Raw genomic sequence first — 20,362 nt, forward strand, 5'->3', positions numbered from 1 at the left:
TATAGGCCTGTCTTCAAAAAAGTCAATCATTCAAAATTAGGAAAAATTGGATCGTTTCGCTGTTGAAGTGGGCATGCCGTATGCGTACGTCATATATAACAGCACCCTTTTTTCCGTATAAGAAAATAATTGTGACCATATATGCTGACTGCAAGTCTAATTCATGGTTAAGCAAACGGGGAGCTGTCTTTATATCCCTGCTACCAGGAAGGAGCTGTTATCCATGGATTCAACCGATCTCGTTCATCAGGCTATAGCAGGAGATCGCGATGCCTTTATCAGTCTCATTAGAGAAATCGAAAACTCCCTATACAATACGGCAAAATCCATGCTGCGAAAAGAGGAGGATGTGGCTGATGCCATTCAGGAAACGATCCTGAAAGCCTACAAATCGATGCACACGCTGCGTGAAGCCCAGTATTTCAGAACCTGGATGTTCCGCATACTCATCAATGAATGCAACACCATGTTATCCCGTCGTTCCCTCTCCACATCCTATGCGGAAGTACCGGAAGCACATCAGAGACGTTCCAGTCCCTATGATGAGGTGGATATGAGAGAAGCGGTCGATCGTCTGGAGGAATCCAAACGAATGGTCATTGTATTGCACTACTTCGAAGATTTAACCCTACGTCAGGTCGCAGATGCGCTGAATATCTCCGAGAGTGCTGTCAAGATGAGGTTGTCTCGGGCAAGACAGGAGTTATATCAGAAATTCAAAAATTTACGGGAGGTCAATATACATGTCAAACCCATTTAATATCGATCAAGAGTTAAAGGATCAAGCGAAAGCGCGCCCCATCATGTCTGAACTCGTACGGAATCGAATTGACGCCACACTGGACTCATTACCGGAGCCTTCTACGTATAGAACAGAAAAAACGATGCGCTCCACTCGACTTCCAGAGGGTATGCGTCGAACCGTAGCTGCAACGATTGCAGCTGGAGTATTAGGATTGACGGTGTTCGCCTCTGGATTTGTATCTCCTGTCATGGCAGACTCCTTGCGTAACATTCCGCTAGTAGGCAGTCTCTTCAGTGCGATTGAGGCTGATATGGGTCTAAGAACGGCCGGTGAAGCTGGCTTGACCCAGGCTGTGAACAGCCAAGTATCGTATGAGGATGTGAAGCTGGAAGTACTGGAGACGGTATACGACGGCACTCGTGCAGCATTCCTGGTTCATTTCACTGCACCGAACTTGGTTCAGGGGCAATATGATAACGGCAAAGATATTGTGAAGCTGAGTAACGGAATCGATAACGTCTTTTTCCAAGTCAACGGAGCAAGTCAGGATAGCGGTCTCTTCTATAGTTCCATAGGAAATACGCAGCCGGACACCCTTTTATTCGAACAGGTTATTCCTGCCGATCAAGGCGCTGCCTCACTACCTGATCAATTTGAAGCAGAGATCACATTAACATTGCAGGGCATTGACCATGAATTTAAACTGAACGTTCCTTTTACAAAATCAACGCAAGATATTAAACATGTTCAACCGGATAGCATACGTTCCAATGAACTATTCACCGTGTCTGTTACTGAAGCTGAGGTTACACCGATCACTACACGCGTATCTACGAGCATCTCACTAAACAACAAAGACACGCTCACGACAAAAGAAGAGGAGCAATTGCGTAAAATCGGTTTTGCCATCTACGATAATCAAGGCCGACAACTAACTGCTCTTAGTGGAGAGGGCTTGTATGAGGGCAATCAGCTTACTTCTGAACGTATCTATGCCAGCACATCTGGTGATATTCAATATTTGGTGGTTAAACCCTTTGAGATCAAGGACGACTTTACGGAAGAAATTCAGGACGATCAATTCATCACAGGGTTGGATATGAAAATTGAGTTAAATTAACCTGAGGGCGTAAGAGTAGAGGAGTAGAGGGATTGTTCCATTCGTGACAGTATGCGCACAATCTCCCAAGTAGGCAAAACATGGTCACTTGCTTCAGGTGAAAAAAGAAGTGCCATATGGTACAATAAAGGAATTGTGCATTCACAGACAGACATGTGGATAAGAGTGATGAATAGATCAGATATCACACTCTTTATCCATGATCATGCTGCCATTCTAGGGAGGTTTATGGAATAACCATGCTCATCATTGGTATCGCCGGAGGAACCGGATCCGGTAAAACGACGGTAGCTCGCTCCGTTATAGACCGTCTGGGAACAGGTAAAGTAACGTTTATATCCCAAGACAATTATTACAAAGACCAGTCACAGCTCACCCCTGAGCAACGTCGACTAACCAATTACGATCATCCCTTTGCTTTTGATAATGATCTGTTAATTGAGCATCTCACCCTGTTGAAAAAAGGCCAAGCGGCGTATGCTCCCGTATATGACTTCACCATAGATAACCGTGCTGCCGATGAGACGGTTGAACTGGCACCGAACCATATCGTCATTGTAGAAGGATTGCATGTGCTAATCGATGAAACGCTACGTGCCTTGATGGACATTAAGGTGTTCGTAGACACGGATTCCGATGTACGGATTCTGCGCAGAGTGCTGCGGGATATCGAGGAACGCGGACGGACGATTCAATCCGTGTACAAGCAATACCTCGAAACCGTAAAACCTATGCATGATGCTTTTATCGAGCCATCCAAAAAATATGCAGATATCATTATTCCAGAAGGTGGACATAATGAAGTCGGCATTCAGATGTTATCCATCCTCACCGAGAAATACCTCACCGGAGAGAACTGGAATCAATCTTAAATATTGGTGAAGCTACTTAATCAATAAAGAAGGGTTACCCTGATGTCATTACATGACGTTGAGGTAACCCTTTTGTTATGTTCCTTTTGTTATCGCTCCATCTATCTCGCTCAACCAATGCAATACCATTCTATCCTGTAATACCTTGGAGGACGCCTACCTGCATTTGCTGCCTGATCTCTCTTACCGACAGCACTGAGGCCATTAGACTACGGGTATAGGGATGATTAGCCGAATGATTCAACTGCGAACTTTCCACCACTTCAACCACTTCTCCTTGATGCATCACCGCAATCCGGTCACTTACCTGCTGTACCACGGCTAGATCGTGAGAGATGAAAATCGTGGAGATATTCGTCTGCACACGAAGCTGTTTCAACAGCTGGAGGATTTGCTGCTGGATGGAGGCATCCAGCGCCGAAGTTGCTTCGTCAAAGATAATGATATCCGGTTGAACCCCCATGGCACGGGCGATGACAACCCTCTGCTGCTCACCACCACTCAGCTCGTGGGGATATTTACTGGCAGCTGATACCGGTAACCCTACTCGTTCTAACAATTGAAGTGCTTCTTCGCCAGCCTGTCCGCGTCTAGATATGCCATAGTTCACCAGAGGTTCACTAATAAAGGCTCCGATCTTCAAGCGTGGGTTAAAAATCGCCGACGGCTCTTGAAAAACCATCTGAATCTGCTTGCGCTGCAGCCTCAGTGCCTCTCCCTTCAATCGAGTAATATCCTGCTGATGATACCTGATCTGCCCTGAACTCACTCTCTCCAGATGTGTCACACATTTGGCAAGGGTGCTCTTACCACTACCACTTTCACCAACAATCCCTAGGCACTCGCCTGGATAGAGATTTAAGTTGATCGAACGTAGAGCATGCACTGCCTTTTGCCCCTTCGCTTCATACGTCTTGCACAGATCTTTCAACTCCAGAATCGGGTTTACACCATGTCTCATATTCATTGGCCTCCCAGATCAAGCTCGGGTACGGCTTGTAATAGCTGCCGAGTATACTCTTCTCGTGGATTCGTAATCAGATTAGCCGCCTTTCCATACTCAACCAGTGTCCCATGCTGCATCACACCGATCTGATCCGCCATATGGGCTGCAACCGCCATATTATGCGTTACCATGATGATGCCTGTTCCTTTTCGATCTCTCAGTTCATGCAGACGTTTCAGCACTTCGAGCTGGGTCGTTACATCCAATGCACTGGTGGGTTCATCGGTCAGGAGAAGTTCCGGCTCCATCGTTACCGCCATGGCAATAGCCGTTCGTTGCTTCATTCCGCCACTGAGCTGGTTAGGATATGCATTCATAATCTGCTGTGGATCTTGCAACCCCATCCCAGATAACATGTTCAGCGCCATGTCGTAGGCTGTCTTCTTGGATATGTTGAAATGGGTACGAATGGCCTCAATATATTGGCTTCCCACTTTACGAATCGGATTGAGATACGAACCACTCGCCTGAAATACAATCGCTATCCGTTTACCCCGAATCTGGCTCCACTCTGCCGGAGAATAGCTTAATATCGACCTTCCCTGAAAAATAACCTCTCCACTCGTACATTGCCCTCCATCGGGTAACATACCAAGTATCGCACGAAGTAATGTAGACTTCCCGCTGCCGCTCTCGCCTACAATGCCCACGATCTCACCGGGTCCCATAGTAAAAGACAGATCTCGCAGCGCGGCTGATCCGCTCTGATACGTCACCGAAAGATTCCGTATATCTAATAGCGGCTTCATTATTGGTCAACCTTGATCTTACGATCCAGCAAGTAGAAGTCGATCGGATACATCGTCGCCCCCTGGACCGTGCTTTTGCTAACAATATTGATTGGCGTGTAGGTCACGAACAGATATGCCGCATCATCCAGAATCATCTGTTGCGCTTCCGCCGCCAATGCATACCTTTTCTCCACATCGAATTCCGAATGCAGTTGATTGATCACAGCATCCAGCTTCTTGTTGCTATAACCACCTACGTTCCACTCGGCTCCGGTCTTGAAGTAGAAATCGAGAATATATTGCGGATCTCCTGTAATCCCCGTATTAATGCTGGTTAAAGCGAGATCGAAATTACCACTCTTCTGATGATCCGTCAGGTCTTCATAAGAGGTCATCTCCAACTGGATACCAATCTCCTTCAATTGGGACTGCATCGCAGCAGCTACAATGGAATCCGATTCGTAAGCCGTGTTGAGGATCAACTGGAGTGATATTCTCTCTCCATCCTTTTCCCGAATACCATCGCCGTCAGTATCCTTGTAGCCCGCATCATCGAGCAATTGTTTAGCTTTGTCGGGTTCGTAGCTATATCCGTTGATTTGATCATATCCAAATGGGAGAGCTGACGTGAACGGCCCTTTGGCTCCCTGACCCCCCACAAGTGTGTTCGCATACATGTCCCGATCAATACCATAGGAAATGGCATGGCGCACTTCAGGATCACTCAAGAATGGGTTCTTCAGATTAAACCAGACAAACTGTGTTCGTAGACTCGGGATTTCATCAATCGTATATTGGTTCTTATCTTGAAATAATGCGAGTGTGCTTCGACCAACATTACTTGCCACATCAATTTCACCGGATTGTAAGGCAAGCGCACGCGTGCTATCGTCCTTGATATACTTTAGCGTCATTGTGTCTAGATCGGCGGCACCGTCCCAATACCCATCATACTTCTTCACCTGAATCTCTTGATCTGGGGTATAGGATGTCACCATAAATGGTCCTGTAGCGATAGGCTCACTGCTGAACTTGGATGTATCCGCAGTGGTATCCACGATGACAAACAGTGGTTCGGCAATATTTCCAAGCAGCGATGCGTAAGGCTCCGTCGTCTTAATCGTAAGGTCCTGTCCTTCCGCTGTCATGGAAGCAATCGGTAACGTGGACTGCCCCCGTTCATTTAATTCCAGTGAGCGCTCAATCGATTTTTTCACAGCCTCTGCTGTCACCTTATTGCCATTGTGGAACGTTACGCCATCACGAATATGAAAATGCCATGTCTTCTCATCGATCCGATCCCACGTATCCGCAATTTTGGGAACCAACTTCATATTTTCATCAAATTGAACCAACGTCTCCCCAATTGCTGCACGCGTAAGTGTCCAGCCATTCCATTCCTCTGCAGGATCCAGATTGCTGCCAAGCCAAAATAACGCAACGTTCAAGTGGGTTGGCTTTCCCGGTTGGCTCTGATCCGTTTGCTCGGATTGCGCTGATTGCCCAGACTTGTCCGTTCCATCGGTTGTCTGGGATGCACTTCCACATGCTGCAAGCACAAATAACATCACGATGGATAACGCCATAAGCATAAGTGACTTCCTGCGAATAAAGTTCATTTTCGTTCCCCCGTTATTTGATTTCTTTCTTAGGATCAAGCACATCTCGAAGGCTGTCTCCCAATAAATTAAAGATCATAACCGTGCCAAATATCGCGAGCCCCGGATAAATTAACAACCATGGTGCAGTCTGTAGATATCGTCTGCCTTCATTCAGCATTGCTCCCCATTCCGGTTCAGGTGGCTGTGCACCAAGTCCGAGGAAGGATAGACCCGAGATGGATAACATCATGCCGCCCACATCCATCATAGCCATGACGATTAGCGGTGAGATCATGTTGGGTAGGATCGTCCTGATAAGGATCTGACTCCACCGTGCACCGCCGAAGGCGGCGGCCGCGACATACTCCTTTTGCTGTAATGAAATGACAAGCCCTCTGGCAAGACGTGCGTATTTCGCCCACCACACCACTGACAGAGCCACCACCGTGTTGAATAATCCTGGTCCCAACATGCCAACTACAGCAATAGCGAAGATCAACCCTGGAAAAGCCATGAGTGTATCTGTTAAACGCATTAATATGGTATCTGTTACACCCCGAGCGAATCCCGATATCATGCCAATCGTCACACCCAGTACGAAGACTATACCCGTCATCATAAAGGTGAGAAGTAACGAGGTGCGCGCCCCATACAGAAGACGTGACAATATACATCGCCCAAGCTGGTCTGTACCCAAGGGATACTCCGCACTAGGTGGTTGCAGCACATGGGCAAAGTTCGTTGTCAGTGGATCATGGGGTGCCAAGATCGGTGCAATCATCGCTAGAACTATCCAGCATCCGGTTAAGGCTAGAATTAACGTAAACCAACGATTTTGTTTGAATACCTGCATCATTTCGCTCATCTACACATCCACTTCCAGTCGAATCCGAGGATCCCGCAGATGCGTCCATAGATCAACAAGCAGATTCAGCGTGACATATATCGTCGCCATCCACATGACATAACCCTGAATCAACGGGTAATCCCGTGTGAAAATGGCATCTACCGCCATCTGACCTACGCCTGGCCACACAAACAGACTCTCTACAATGGCTGCACCACCTAATAATGTCCCGGTAGACATGCCCATCAAGGTCACAATCGGCAAGAGTGCGTTCGGCAAAATATGATGCATAATGACCTGTCTCTCCTTCACACCTCTGGATCTCGCTCCGCTCACATAGTCCTGAGACATTTCATCCAGCATAACCGCTCGGATCTGCCTGCTGTATTGTGCAATCAGCGGAACTGCCAGCGTACAGGTAGGCAGGATGAGGCTGTTCCATCCCGTGCTCCCCATCACTGGCAGCAGCTTCAATTGAACGCCAAATACGAGCATGAGTAACATTCCCAGCCAGAAGCTTGGCATGGACAACCCAGCAAAAGAGAATAAACGAATCACATAATCCAACCATTTATTCCGATAAATTGCCGAGAGAATCCCCAGTGGAAAAGAGATCACGATGACGATAAGCATAGCGCTGCCTGTTAGCCGTAGTGTTGCTGGTAGACGAGACAACAATATGTCCACTACAGGGCGATCATATTTATAGGAAGTACCAAAATCACCTTGCAGCACCTGCCCCAGCCATGTCCCATAACGCATCCAAAAGGGCTGGTCGAGCCCAAGCTGACTTCGCACCTGTCTGACCAACTCGTCGGTTGGCGTGATCCCCGTGGACATCAGCATTAGCCTCGCCGGGTCTCCTGGAGACAAGTAGGTTAACAGGAAAGTCAGAAAGGTAATGCCGAACAATACGGCTACCAGTTGAACTAATCTTTTAATGATGTATCTGCTCACGCGTTCAGACGTCCTCTCCCCGAAGCTCCATCGCTCTGCAATGGAATGGTACGATCTATCCCGTTCTACCAAAAAAGCGCCCTTCTCCGTGTTACCGGTTAAGGACGCCTTAAATAGACAGATTTTCAGAAAAAATCATGCTTCTCTAAACACCTTCCTATCTCCCGTAGGTTACTAACGTGTCGTTAAATTAGGCAGGTCTCCTGGCTCCAGAATCATCGTCAGACAGCACCTTCCCGGCTTACACCAGTGGCAATACGCTGTATAACTCCTCTGTTACAGTGGCGGGACCGCGCCGGTATTACACCGGACTTCCCTATTAAGCTTTTATCTGAATCGATAAAGCACCTAATTCCACATATTCAATTGGTTTCTGTACAAGTATAGCTGGCAGGCCAATAATGTTCAAAACTTTTATTACGTGAAATTAAAATAATCGATTTATATCGTTAGATTAGGCTGTAATCTTGATGCTTTGGGGGACACTCCTGTTACCCGCTTGAACATCTTAGAAAATAACAACGGGTCGGTGTAACCTACGGAATGGGCTACCTCACTAATGGACAATACAGGGTTCTGCAGCAGCTCAGCCGCCCGGTGGATTCGATATTCAAGGAAGAACGTCTGAAGTGACTTGCCATACCGCTCCTTGAAAAGCCCTGAGAGATACGTACGATCTAACCCCACAGATTGAGCGATATCCAGGATCGAGGTCTTCTGACTGTACCTATTCTCCATATATTGAAGAGCCTGGCGGATATATTCTTCCTTGGTGGACACAGGACGATGTGTCTGTTCTTCTGTTTCGGGAGAAGAGGCGATCAGCTCCGCAATTAACCGATATAACAGGCTCTGGCTGAATATATCTCCGCCATGTCGCGATGAAGCCTGAACCATGTCGGTGTACAATCGTTCAAACCATACAGGGTCTTGAGCTTGAAATACCGGGTGTTCTGGACTTAGATAGGCTCGCTGCATAAATGTCTTGGCATGTACACCTCTGAATCCAAACCACGAATATGTCCATGGATCACTTGCATCTGCCTCATAATGGATGATCGTATCTGGAACAATGATGAATCCCTGTCCTTGTGACAGATGGTATTCCCGGTTCTCCATCTGCACCGTGCCTCGCCCTTCATGAATGTAATGAATGATGTAGGAATCGCGGACACCAGGCCCCCAATAATGAGACGGCTCACAAGCTTCCCACCCGAAAAAGAGCAGTACCAGCTCCATCTGTGTCCAATCTAAAGAAACCACATTCATTTCAATTCGACTCATATCACGCACTTCCTTCCGTCGATACACATAACAAATGTTATTTAAATTATAACAGGTAAATAGGGCTTATTGTCTCTGTAAGCGACACCATAAATGGGATTATGCCATATTTAAGATAGGTTGCACCATAGTTATCCTCCTCCAATGAGCCTATAGTGAAGGTACAACAAATTCAGGGAGGCTGAACTTTAGATGAGCAAAATTACATTCCTCGGTGCAGGAAGCACCGTCTTTGTCAAAAATGTATTAGGTGACGTTATGATGACCGAAGCACTGCAAGATTTCGAGCTGGCTTTGTATGATATTGATGCCGAGCGTCTGAGCGATTCGGAGCGTCTGTTAACTAGCATGGCACGTTCTCTGGGAAGCCGCTGTAGCGTGAAAGTATATACGGATCGCAAAGAAGCTCTGCGCGGAGCCAAATATGTCATTAATGCAATTCAAGTGGGCGGATATGATCCGTGTACTATTACCGATTTTGAAATTCCGAAGAAATATGGACTGCGTCAGACGATTGCGGACACACTTGGTATTGGGGGAATCTTCCGCAACCTACGTACCATTCCGGTGATGCTCGATTTTGCCCGGGATATGCAGGAAGTGTGCCCAGACGCTTGGTTCTTGAATTACACGAATCCGATGGCCGTGCTTACCAATGTCATGAACGTGCATGGCGGCATCAAAACGGTAGGACTGTGTCATAGTGTGCAGATCTGTGTGCCTCATCTGTTTGATGCCCTGGGCATCGATCAGACAGGCGTGGTTGCTAAGATTGCGGGCATTAACCACATGGCATGGCTGCTGGAAGTAACGCGTGATGGACAGGATCTCTATCCTGAGATCAAACGTTTAGCGAAAGAAAAACAAAAAGAACAGCATAATGACATGGTTCGTTTTGAGCTGATGCAGCGTTTTGGCTACTATGTAACGGAATCGTCCGAGCATAACGCTGAGTACCATCCATACTTTATCAAACGTAACTATCCTGAACTGATTGAACGGTTCAACATTCCACTGGATGAATATCCACGTCGCTGCGTGAACCAGATTGAAGGCTGGAAAGAAATGCGTGAAAAGCTGTTCGCTAGCGAAAACATTGAGCATACCCGCAGCCGGGAGTACGCTTCCCACATTATGGAGGCGATGGAGACCAATCGCCCTTACAAAATTGCCGGTAATGTCATGAATACTGGTTTAATCACGAACCTGCCACGTGAAGCTTGTGTAGAGGTGCCTTGTCTTGTGGATGGATCTGGCATTAGCCCAACGTACATTGGCGATCTGCCACCACAACTGGCGGCACTGAATCGTACCAATATCAACACTCAACTGCTAACGATTGAAGCTGCAATCACAGGTAAAAAGGATCATATCTATCATGCCGCAATGCTTGATCCACATACCGCTGCTGAGTTGTCCATCGACGACATCGTTGCCATGTGTGATGACTTGATTGAAGCTCACGGTGACTGGTTGCCAAAATTCACATCATAATATAAAAAACGCCGTTCGCCTCATAAAGAGGGAACGGCGTTTACTTTACTTTTGGAATAAGGTAGGTCGTTTGGAAGTCACACCTCCAAATCACATGCTGATTGCTCGCTACCTTGCTTAGCTAATCGTTCTCCATTAATTGAACGGATATTGGGCCCACTGACTTAATCTCTTTTTCGTTATTTTACCGTGAGACGTATGTTGGATGACACGCCCCTGTTCAATCAGCAGCACCTGCGGTGATTGATGGATAATCTCTGTCTCTTCTGCAATGTGGCGAGAAAGCGCGCGACTTTCGATCACTTTGACAATATGGTAGTCCATTCGCTGTCCAGACTCGGATGCATTGGAGCCTACAAAGGCCATAAATTCCCGGTAGGCACGAGCACTCGTCGGACAGGTGGTGCTATGTTTAAGAATAAGTACAGGATGATCTTCCGAGTTCTGAAGTGCTTCCTGCCAGTCTCTTGGTTTAATCAATTCACTCACATGTTCACGGAGCGTCTCATCCGAATCAGAACGAATTCTTTTGCTAACAACAGAACCGATTAATATGCCAAGGGTGATCCCGAATGCAACACCTAACGCTGTCTGATTCGTAGCTATACCGATACTCGTCCCGATAGCGATGCCCACTAAACTCCATAGAAGCTGATGATTTACTTTTAGATTCATCGAAGTTACCTCCCGCAGATGTTGGGTATATACACAGCATAACGCAAGGTATACTTGGGGTACACGGCTTGCTAATTGATTGTATGTTCAACGTGTCTCGCTTAGAAAAATTATACCATAGACACTCAATGCAAACGCACGGATATGTTTATGTCACGGTACACTTTTGTGATACACTGATTGTAATTTGGATACGATGAACATAGAGAACCAGAGAAAGGCGGAAATGCGTTATGGCATATGCTTTTATGATTGAACCACAACAGTATATAGCGCTGGAAAGCGAAGATGAACTCATTGAAAAATGTCAGGAGTGGGGGCTACTTTCGGGTAAAGCCACCAAGCTCAAAACGTTCTATTATAAAGGAAACGGGCTCAATCTGCCCTGCACCATCCTGGGTTATGTGGATCATATGGCTGCGGTCATTCAACTGGATAATGAGCAAAAGCACTGTATCCATCCTTCGTATCTGAAGGAAATGCAAGCATCTAGCTACAGTGCTAGAGGTTTGGCAGGAGCTGGGACTGTTAAGGTGAGCGAATCAACCACTGCAACGACAACAACGTCGACTTCAAAGAACGAGCCTAGCACTAACGATGAACCAAATATTGAAGCATCTGCACCACCAACGGCAACGATCCCTTCCGAATACCCTGATCATATGGACTACATCGATGATGAGGATCATCGCGTTTCGGGTCTCGTCGGCGATCCAGATGGATTGGTCGAGGAGTATGTTGGTCCCCAAAACAGTACTACTGCGGATGCTAAACCGAAAGCGAAAACAGCAAGTAAATCAAAAGCCATTAAGATTGATCTGCCCGAGGGCAAAGTGAAGATGTCTGCTGTTGTTAAAGAATTCACGACTGTACCGAATCACTTCTCGGATAATGACGATGAAGTCATTATCTATGAAGCAGTGGCGATTACTGAGCCTGAACTCATTGAAATTGGCGAAGCCTGGTCTAGTCATAGTGCCACAATGAAGAAGCAAGAGCTTGAAGTGGGGGACATTCTTTCTTTTGAAGGCAAAATCATTAAGAAGAAGCTCACTCGCAATCCGGTTCCTTACAAAATCAATAACCCATCCAAAATTCAAAAGGAAGGCTAGTTCATCACAGGCTGCTTAGCTGCTTGTGCAGTACCATATTATGTTGAAATAAAACCAAAAAACCTCAGGACAATCTTGCTGATGTCCATGAGGTTTTCTTCATATTATAATGCTATGAAATTATGCGTTGTTCGGCGTACAACTAATCTGGAACTGAACACCAAACTTATCAGTCACTGATCCGTAAGCCGGGCTCCAAAAAGTCTCTTGAATCGGCATTTTCACTTCTCCGCCAACTTCCAACTTGTTGAAAATACGTGTTGCCTCATCGGCTGTGTCTGTGTTCACTGTAACGGTAATATGGTTACCAATGGTGTGTTCCATGCCAGGGAATGTATCGGACAGCATCAATACAGAGCCACCAATCTGCAAGGAGGCATGCATAATACGATCTTTGGCTTCAGGTGGAATCGGATGATCTGGGCTAGACGGACCTTCACCAAATGTCTGAATGGCTAGTACCTCTGCATTAAACACATCTCTGTAAAACTCCACCGCTTCACGTCCATTACCATCTGTTACTAGATACACATTCAAGCTGATTGCCATGCATTATTCATCTCCTTGGACTTATAAATTCGTCTCATGCTACGGCCTTGCGCCAAGAGTATAAATGACAGATTGTCCTTTTGGCAAGCAAGGATCTAGCTATAGCAGTTTTCTCCCCTTCTTCCCTATTAACCGATAGCTACCCTGAGGTAGGATTGTCCTAAAATACTGATTTTATCCCTTGATCACGACGTTATCCCTTATTCAACCGGACGCGGACGTAATGGATGATCGTAAGAATCACCCCTGGCACGAGTGCGGCAAAACTAGCATAGATTAGGCACCACTTCACAATCGTAAATACCGGTGTCAGTTCGGCAATGACAGGTGTGCGGAGCGGATAACGATACATCGTTATCGAAGCGCCTATATTTTCTAACATATCACAAGCCCAGCCACCCAGTGGAATCAGATTTAATTTGCGCCAATGACTCGCAGCAGGGAGCACCCGGTAGAGCGCTGATATTAGAACTACCAATAAAAAGAGATAGGCTAACGGCCAGATGAGGTCAAACGTAAACCTTGCATAAATATAGGCACTCCGTCCGGACTCACCATAGCTTTCTGCCATTTGATAGAGATCGCTGGCAGTATACCAAAAGGACGAATCTGGAGATTCTCCTCCTCCGGTAGCCTCTTTGGACTCCGCAGCCTGCCATGGCAAAATGAATGCGATAAAGCAGGTAAATAGAACGATCGCAGACACAACCCACTTCCAATTTACCCGATTATAAAACCATCTTGATAAGGTAGTCATGCTCGTCTCTCCTTTTTATACAGACTTATGCAAAACTAACCATATAAAAAAAACAACCACTCCCCGAGATACATGTCGGTTAAATGGCTGATGTCACAATCCTATGAGATTAACGTTTATTAACGATATCATCTATCTCGCTCTTCAATAAGAGGTATCTGTGTACACTTCTCATGATCGGAACCTTCGTTAGCTTATTCTTATCCACATAGAGCTTCATTTGGTCTTTGGATAGACCTAGTGCATTGCCCGCTTCGGAAACTGTAAGCACAACCGCCGGATTCGTTGCATTAAACGTTTTTTTCACTTTCTGATTCCAGTCTTCAAATACCTGCATAGATCAGTTACCTCTCCCATCCATAGCCAGTACTTTTCCAGGCTGAATAGCTCTATTATAGCACATTTGTGATATCCGTCACTTCATCTTCACTAACACCAACTTATCCCACTGCATAACCCTCAGCGTCTATGAAGAGAAGACACCCTCTTGGGTGTCTTCTTCTAATACTACATGTTAGAACTAACTAATGGATTATTTACGATTACGACGAGCCTTGGTCAAGCGATTAAACATGATCAGTGCGGCAATTATCATGGCAATAATGGCAATGTTACTCGCTGCTTCATGCGACATACCGAACACTAAGCCTAGGTTTGTGACCAGGCTTCTCGTAATCAGCGCCACCGCAATCAGCAGTAGTGGACTCCAAAAATTGTACCTTTTCATTCCTTGCAACACTCCTGACCTTACAGTGGTTTAAACTCGATCCAGTCGATCTGCAAGCCTGGTTTAGTGAAATCTAACTTCAATTCGTACACGCCGGCTGCAAGCTCTACTTTGACAAGCTTCTGTCTGATCCATTTTCCTTCCGTACCATTCGTTTGGATCGTTGTCATCAATTGGTCGTTCAACAGCACATTACAAGCACTTTGAGCGAGCTCAGGCTCTGGAGACATGATCTGTACGATGATTCGATATTGTCCTGCTTGGTCTACCTTCATATATACAGGTTCGTTCACAGCAGGTTTCACTTGTGTATTCTCAGCGAGCGCTTGAGCCTGTTGGGTTGAAAGAGATTCATTCGCTTGGAATGAAGCAATGGTCTCCAAAATCTCATGTTTTCGAGAGAAGACTGGTGCATTCATAATGAACGTACAGATGTTCATAGCAGAGCGCTGTAACTCCCCGCGAGTTAAGGTTCCATTTTCCAAAGATTCAATGGTGTTGTCATCCCAGCTGTTAATCTCTGCCCCATAGTTAGGAACAACCATGTACAGATCATTCTGAGCTCTGATCATCCAGTTGGTGTATTTCCGGTCGGCTTCTCCACCTTCAACGACATCATTCATAATCGCCCACCAGTCGGTCATCACGATTCCCTGGAAGTCCCATTCTCCTCGAAGAACGGTTGTGTTCAGATCATAATTAGAAGCTGCCCAGTGACCGTTAATCGGGTTGTAGGAAGTCATGATCGAATTCGCGCCGCCTTGCTTCACAGCGATCTCGAAGCCTTTCAGATAAATCTCGCGGAGCGCACGTTCAGATACAACGGCGTCCACTTTACTGCGGTGCTTCTCTTGGTTATTACATGCAAAGTGTTTCAACGTGGCGTTAGAACCGCCCTTCATAATGCCTTTCGTACATGCCGCAGCAAATACGCCCGAGATCAGCGGATCTTCTGAGAAGTACTCAAAGTTACGTCCATTCAGCGGACTGCGGCGGATATTTAATCCAGGCCCCAGCAATGTGTCCACTTGATTTCTCAAGAGCTCCTGCCCTTCCAATACATACAGTTCTTCGACAAGCTCTGTATTCCATGTAGCTGCTAACAGCGTTCCGATGGAAACCTGCGTTGCCTTCTCTCCACTATCCATACGAATACCGGATGGGCCGTCCGCAGTACACGCCACTGGAATGCCGTAGTTGAACAGACTGTCGCTAACCCCACCAAATGCAGATGCCGTACCGGAGGTAACTAGTGGACTACTCATTCCTTCACCTCTAATAATGGCAGCCAGATCTTGATCACTTAACTGAGCGATAAAGGCTTCTAGACTCACTTTGCCATCCTTTACATCTCTCAGCTTGTAACCTTGATTCCCTGTTTGCTCCAAGGCTTGAGGCAGATTCTGCTGAATCCGGTCAGCTGTGGAAACTTGGCGTTTCGGCACCGCTGTGTACACCAGTTCGTATGAACCGTCATCCTTGCGTAAACCTGGCTTCATACGTGTAAATTCTTCGGTCGGTGCCATAACTTCTTGAAGCTGCTCTACAACCTGAAGCGCCTCGACCACATAGCCTTCTTGACCGTCAACAAGAACGTGTTCTACTTGTTTGACACTTGTCCCCACATGCAAGCGATACGTGCCTTCTTCTAATACATACGCAGACACGTGACCTGTTACACCCTCATCATCGTAAGATGCCATCGTATGAACCGGGAAGCTGATCTTCAGACGCTCGGATGCTCCAGGCTGAAGCAGTTTGGTTTTCCCAAATGCAGCTAATGATTTTAGAGGCTGGCCTAGCTTGCCTTGCGGTGCTTCGTAGTACACCTGAATAACTTCTTTGCCTGCATACGTATTTCCTGTATTGGTTACGTTTACATTCACCTCAAGGAAGGATTCTCCCTCTTTGGAGACACATTTGGCCTCTTCATATTCGGTTGCAAATGCGGTGTACGATAGCCCATAACCGAATTCAAATTGTACTTTTTCAGGTCGAAACGTTTCGAAATATCGATAGCCTACGTAAATATCTTCCTGGTATAGGTTCTTGAACTCATTCCCGTAGTTGCTCGTTGAAGGATAATCATCAATGGAATACGCAATGGTATCGGTTAATTTACCACTTGGCGTAACGTCTCCTGCCAATACATCAGCAATGGCGTTACCACCTTCCATACCCCCATGCCATGAGTAGATGACTGATTGAATGGGATGTACATAGCTCTCGTCATCCAGCCAGCTCATATCAATGATGTTAGAAACGTTTAACACCACAATCGTCTGTTCAAAATGATTCGTCACCTGCTTCAGCATTGCTTGCTCATCTTCCGTCAACTGATAGCTTCCAGGCGCGTCTGCGTTATCCTGATCTTCACCTGCTGTACGTCCGATGACGATAATGGCTTTGGTAGATTTGCTTCTCGCCTGTGCTACCAATTCGTCAGTCAGAGGCATTTCCTTCTGATTCCATGGCTCTGCCGCCCATACTTTGCCGCCATCATCGAATGGATTGGCTTCAATCCACTTCTCATATACCGAAGCGAGTTCCTCATTCACGGTTAGATTGGTTTTGTTGCGTAATCCGTCTAACAAGTTCGTTGTATATGCTACATGTACACTTCCGCCTGAGCCTGTACCGCTGCGATAGTAATTAACCTGGATTCGACCAAAAACTGAAACGTTTTCGTTATGCTGAAGCGGAAGAAGATTCCCCTCGTTTCTTAACAATACGGCACCTTCTGCCGCAACTGTTCGACTAAAGTCTGCAAACCCTTCCAATGGAACGCCGATTAAATTTGTGCTCAAATGGTTTCCCTCCTGTGTATCTGAGTAGTTTCACTTGGATCTAGTCTCATATTAACAGATTCCCTATAAGAAAATAAATGAGGATATTCATAGGAAGACGAAAAACCCCACAACTTCTGAAGTTGCGGGGTTAAATATGCGCTATTTATTCATGTTGTCATTTTGGCATAGATGAGGAAGAACGCCATGTTCTCTCCTACAATTGCATAATTCGGCACACGATAGATTAGATCTATGATGATAAAGGTTCCAATGACGCCAAGCATAATCGCCAAATGATACGGTCTCAGTCGCATATGTGTATATCTGTAACGGTGAAACACCAGCGAAGTGGACATAAAGTACAACAGCACTGATCCAAACACAAAGCCCAGCATGAACAAATAATTGAGTTTATTCAAATACAACAGTTGAATTGAAGCTGCGATCATGCTCATAGAGATGTAGATGAACAAGTGTCCATATATAATTGCTTGACCAGCCGTCTGTATTTCTTTGCTAACCTTCTTCTCTACGTTATCAAAGTACTGCCACCACAGTGCAATAACAAATACAGATGTAAATGCGATGAACAGCACTGACTTCAGATCCCAGTGATCCAATTGTAGGACAGCAATGATACTAACTACCGATTCACCCAGCAGAATGAGTGTAAACAACGCGAACCGTTCCAATAAATGATGGGTATGAATCGGCACCTTCACCAGTTTTTTGCGTCCAATCAAAGGAAGAATAATATCTACCGCAATCCCAGCATACAAAATCACGTATCTAAGCCATGAATCAAAGAACAGGGAGCTCGTCGAGATTAATATACCGATGAGGAAACATTGACCTAGGAAACGAGCGGCTTGTTGTTGCTGCTCACTCTTAGTCTTATGGATTGTGAAATATTGAATCATCGTGAATACCCTAGAACCGATATAACCCACGAAGAAGGATAGATAATGCTGGTCAAAATCAACCGAGAGACTCGCTGTCATCACCATAACAGACAAGAGCTGTAGGATGAGAAATACACGATGGATGAAGATATCCTGGCCATACCGATTGATAAATAAGGTCTGACCCACCCATGCCCACCAGACTGGAATGAAAATCAATACAAACTTCATCAGATATTCAAATGTAATCACTCCATGTTCGGCATGTAACAACACATGACTCGCTTTGGCCACCGCAGCTACAAAAAGCAGATCGTAGAACAGCTCTAGCCAGGTAACCTTCTTCTCCATAATCATCCTTCATACTCCTTCGTTCAATTTCATCTCGTTGCACATTGCTATCTAGATTGAACTGAAAATATTTACACTGACCACTCCAATGACAGAACAACATTCCGATCGCTGTTATCCCCAGATTTTTCTGATTCCCTTTTTCTAAGGGCAAATCCGGGGATAAAGGCGAACACTTCGCTTCTTCATGTTATTTCTGCCCTCTCCGTTCTTGTGTAAATGTCTAGTTCAATCTAAATAGCCAAATTACACACCGCGTGCAATTTCTGCACGCGGTGCCTTGCTGTAATTAAACGGTCGTTTCCATTGGGATGGCTGTACGTGCTGGTTCCAACGTACGAACTTGGATTGGTTGCAGATTGTCTTCAATCTGTGTACGGTATTTCTCGAACCATTCTGGCAGCATCAATTTTTGACCCAACGTTTCTACAGGCTCATCTTTCGCAAATCCCGGTGGATCTGTAGCAATCTCGAACAGGATGCCTCCGGCTTCTCTGAAATAAATAGCGTTAAAGTACTGACGATCCCGCACTGGTGTTGGTTGATAGCCGTATTGATATACAGCCTCGCCCCACTGTTGATGCTCCTGATCATCTTTGGCACGCCATGCGATATGGTGAACCGTACCGGCTCCGCCTACGCCAAGCGGCATACGCGCCACAGGCACATCAATTACATTGCCAATGTCACCAAAAGACTGATAACGTACATACTCCTGATCTTCACCGACTTTGTTGAATCCAAGAATTTTATCTAGTGCATCCATTGTTCTTGCCGGATTGACGCTGAATAATACGGCACCTCCAAATCCTTTAATGGCTTGGTCGGTTGCAATCCCTTCATGTGTCCAAGTGCTATTAGCGCCCTCTTGACGCTCAACCAGCTCCAGCCGCAGGCCTTCGCTATCTTCGAATTGAAGGAATTGTTCGTTGAAACGGCTTGTTCTCGTTACCTGAATATTATAACTTTCTAAACGATCCTGCCAGAAGTCCATAGACCCAGGAGGAATGACATAAGAGGTAATCCCTACCTGACCGCCGCCAATTTTACCTTTTGGAGATCCGGCTGCTGGGAAGAACGTGATGATCGTTCCTGGGCTTCCGCCTTCGTCACCAAAGTACAGATGGTATACGTCAGGAGCATCGAAGTTAACTGTTTTTTTCACCAAACGAAGTCCGAGAATACCTGCATAGAAGTCAACATTGGCCTGTGGATCTCCTGCAAAAGCTGTAATGTGGTGGATACCTGCGGTTTGAAGTGTCATGATAAATTCCTCCTTAGGGAATGGTTGATTGTGATGTTGTTTTTGTATTTTGTCTTAATATTAAGATATTAGTTCAAAAATGATTCAGTCTTGTTTTTGGCCTGCTTGTTCCTGTTTCAATTTGTCTGGAGTAACATCGTCGCCATTCGGATCATAGATGGTTGTGTTCAGCAGAATGTCGTTAATCGAACCCCGAAACGTTTGCAAATATTCCTGTCGCAGACGAGTCCGCTCCGCTTGCTCCATTTCGTTTAATCCATCTTCTTTTGCTTTTCTTGAAAGTTCATTGATGCGATCTAATGTAGGAATAATCATCTTGATCTCTCCTTATATGGTTTGTATTCAACTAAAGAATGTTTATACTTGCCACTCCGATGCCAGATTAACCCTCCGATCGCTGTTATCCCCAGATTTTTTTGATCCCCTTTTTATAAAGGTAAATCCGGGGATAAGCTTATGCTTCCGATGTAGCTTTCTTATAGAAAGCTTTCAGGCGAGCGCTTCGCTTCTCCATGTTATTTCTGTCCTCTTCGTTTTCGTATAAAAAGATTAGTTGAATTTATTAATTATTTATAATAT

The 20,362-nt window shown here is 45.7% G+C and carries 20 protein-coding genes and 1 riboswitch; of the genes, 5 read left to right on the forward strand and 15 right to left on the reverse strand.

Annotated elements, in window-relative coordinates; translation table 11 throughout:
* Window positions 1-223 precede the first annotated feature (223 nt).
* The 3 genes from ASD24_RS15625 to udk all read left to right on the forward strand — a co-directional run bounded on the left by ASD24_RS15625 (window position 224) and on the right by udk (window position 2,737).
* On the forward strand, window positions 224-760 hold the full coding sequence (locus ASD24_RS15625) for a sigma-70 family RNA polymerase sigma factor (protein ID WP_056697328.1): 537 nt from the start codon (window positions 224-226) through the stop codon (window positions 758-760).
* Window positions 744-1,865 carry a DUF4179 domain-containing protein gene (locus tag ASD24_RS15630; protein ID WP_056697330.1) on the forward strand — a complete coding sequence of 374 codons (1,122 nt, stop codon included), beginning with the start codon at window positions 744-746 and terminating at the stop codon, window positions 1,863-1,865. Before ASD24_RS15625 ends, ASD24_RS15630 begins: the two co-directional genes overlap by 17 nt.
* Window positions 1,866-2,104: 239 nt before the next feature.
* Window positions 2,105-2,737: a uridine kinase gene (udk, locus tag ASD24_RS15640; protein ID WP_056697338.1), complete on the forward strand. Its 633-nt coding sequence runs from the start codon at window positions 2,105-2,107 to the stop codon at window positions 2,735-2,737.
* Between the two features lie 130 nt (window positions 2,738-2,867).
* Here udk and ASD24_RS15645 read toward each other — a convergent pair whose 3' ends face one another.
* The 6 genes from ASD24_RS15645 to ASD24_RS15670 form a co-directional block, all read right to left on the reverse strand.
* Window positions 2,868-3,698: an ABC transporter ATP-binding protein gene (locus ASD24_RS15645; protein WP_056697339.1), complete on the reverse strand. Its 831-nt coding sequence runs from the start codon at window positions 3,696-3,698 to the stop codon at window positions 2,868-2,870.
* A gap of 2 nt (window positions 3,699-3,700) precedes the next feature.
* The gene (locus tag ASD24_RS15650) at window positions 3,701-4,492 is read right to left on the reverse strand and encodes an ABC transporter ATP-binding protein (protein WP_056697341.1); all 792 of its coding nucleotides are present in this window, start codon (window positions 4,490-4,492) and stop codon (window positions 3,701-3,703) included.
* The gene (locus ASD24_RS15655) at window positions 4,492-6,093 is read right to left on the reverse strand and encodes an ABC transporter substrate-binding protein (RefSeq protein WP_082560434.1); all 1,602 of its coding nucleotides are present in this window, start codon (window positions 6,091-6,093) and stop codon (window positions 4,492-4,494) included. The genes ASD24_RS15650 and ASD24_RS15655 overlap by 1 nt, the downstream gene beginning before the upstream one ends.
* 13 nt (window positions 6,094-6,106) lie before the next feature.
* A complete protein-coding gene (nikC, locus tag ASD24_RS15660; RefSeq protein WP_056697343.1) occupies window positions 6,107-6,940 on the reverse strand; it encodes a nickel transporter permease in 834 nt (277 codons plus the stop codon).
* On the reverse strand, window positions 6,941-7,951 hold the full coding sequence (gene nikB, locus ASD24_RS15665) for a nickel ABC transporter permease (protein WP_235540612.1): 1,011 nt from the start codon (window positions 7,949-7,951) through the stop codon (window positions 6,941-6,943).
* A 104-nt stretch (window positions 7,952-8,055) separates the two neighbouring features.
* Window positions 8,056-8,246, reverse strand: a riboswitch (cobalamin riboswitch).
* A gap of 74 nt (window positions 8,247-8,320) precedes the next feature.
* Entirely contained in the window at window positions 8,321-9,163 is an 843-nt protein-coding gene (locus ASD24_RS15670) for an AraC family transcriptional regulator (RefSeq protein ID WP_056697344.1), read from the reverse strand.
* 192 nt (window positions 9,164-9,355) lie between these two features.
* Between ASD24_RS15670 and ASD24_RS15675 the strand changes: the two genes are divergently transcribed.
* Window positions 9,356-10,657: an alpha-glucosidase/alpha-galactosidase gene (locus ASD24_RS15675; protein WP_056697345.1), complete on the forward strand. Its 1,302-nt coding sequence runs from the start codon at window positions 9,356-9,358 to the stop codon at window positions 10,655-10,657.
* 135 nt (window positions 10,658-10,792) lie between these two features.
* Here the strand turns inward: ASD24_RS15675 and ytxJ are convergent, their stop codons facing one another.
* Window positions 10,793-11,332, reverse strand: a complete 540-nt coding sequence (gene ytxJ / locus ASD24_RS15680) for a bacillithiol system redox-active protein YtxJ (RefSeq protein ID WP_056697346.1) — start codon at window positions 11,330-11,332, stop codon at window positions 10,793-10,795.
* Between the two features lie 233 nt (window positions 11,333-11,565).
* Here ytxJ and ASD24_RS15685 point away from each other — a divergent pair, with 233 nt between their 5' ends.
* Window positions 11,566-12,444, forward strand: a complete 879-nt coding sequence (locus ASD24_RS15685) for a hypothetical protein (protein ID WP_056697347.1) — start codon at window positions 11,566-11,568, stop codon at window positions 12,442-12,444.
* 120 nt (window positions 12,445-12,564) lie between these two features.
* On the opposite strand, the gene ASD24_RS15690 is transcribed toward ASD24_RS15685, so the two are convergent.
* The 8 genes from ASD24_RS15690 to ASD24_RS15725 all read right to left on the reverse strand — a co-directional run bounded on the left by ASD24_RS15690 (window position 12,565) and on the right by ASD24_RS15725 (window position 20,098).
* Window positions 12,565-12,993 (reverse strand): VOC family protein, encoded by a 429-nt coding sequence (locus tag ASD24_RS15690; protein WP_056697348.1) that lies wholly within the window; start codon window positions 12,991-12,993, stop codon window positions 12,565-12,567.
* A gap of 193 nt (window positions 12,994-13,186) precedes the next feature.
* A complete protein-coding gene (locus ASD24_RS15695) occupies window positions 13,187-13,750 on the reverse strand; it encodes a hypothetical protein (protein WP_056697350.1) in 564 nt (187 codons plus the stop codon).
* 109 nt (window positions 13,751-13,859) lie between these two features.
* The gene (locus ASD24_RS15700; protein ID WP_056697352.1) at window positions 13,860-14,087 is read right to left on the reverse strand and encodes a hypothetical protein; all 228 of its coding nucleotides are present in this window, start codon (window positions 14,085-14,087) and stop codon (window positions 13,860-13,862) included.
* Window positions 14,088-14,282: 195 nt separating this feature from the next.
* Window positions 14,283-14,477: a hypothetical protein gene (locus ASD24_RS15705; RefSeq protein ID WP_056697353.1), complete on the reverse strand. Its 195-nt coding sequence runs from the start codon at window positions 14,475-14,477 to the stop codon at window positions 14,283-14,285.
* A 20-nt stretch (window positions 14,478-14,497) separates the two neighbouring features.
* Window positions 14,498-17,284: a glycoside hydrolase family 3 C-terminal domain-containing protein gene (locus ASD24_RS15710; protein WP_056697354.1), complete on the reverse strand. Its 2,787-nt coding sequence runs from the start codon at window positions 17,282-17,284 to the stop codon at window positions 14,498-14,500.
* Between the two features lie 149 nt (window positions 17,285-17,433).
* The gene (locus tag ASD24_RS15715) at window positions 17,434-18,522 is read right to left on the reverse strand and encodes a low temperature requirement protein A (protein ID WP_056697362.1); all 1,089 of its coding nucleotides are present in this window, start codon (window positions 18,520-18,522) and stop codon (window positions 17,434-17,436) included.
* A 286-nt stretch (window positions 18,523-18,808) separates the two neighbouring features.
* Window positions 18,809-19,783: a ring-cleaving dioxygenase gene (locus ASD24_RS15720; RefSeq protein WP_056697355.1), complete on the reverse strand. Its 975-nt coding sequence runs from the start codon at window positions 19,781-19,783 to the stop codon at window positions 18,809-18,811.
* 84 nt (window positions 19,784-19,867) lie between these two features.
* The gene (locus ASD24_RS15725; RefSeq protein ID WP_056697356.1) at window positions 19,868-20,098 is read right to left on the reverse strand and encodes a DUF896 domain-containing protein; all 231 of its coding nucleotides are present in this window, start codon (window positions 20,096-20,098) and stop codon (window positions 19,868-19,870) included.
* Window positions 20,099-20,362 lie beyond the last annotated feature (264 nt).

Source organism: Paenibacillus sp. Root52 (genome assembly GCF_001426865.1).
In the GTDB taxonomy this organism is placed as follows: Bacteria; Bacillota; Bacilli; order Paenibacillales; family Paenibacillaceae; genus Paenibacillus.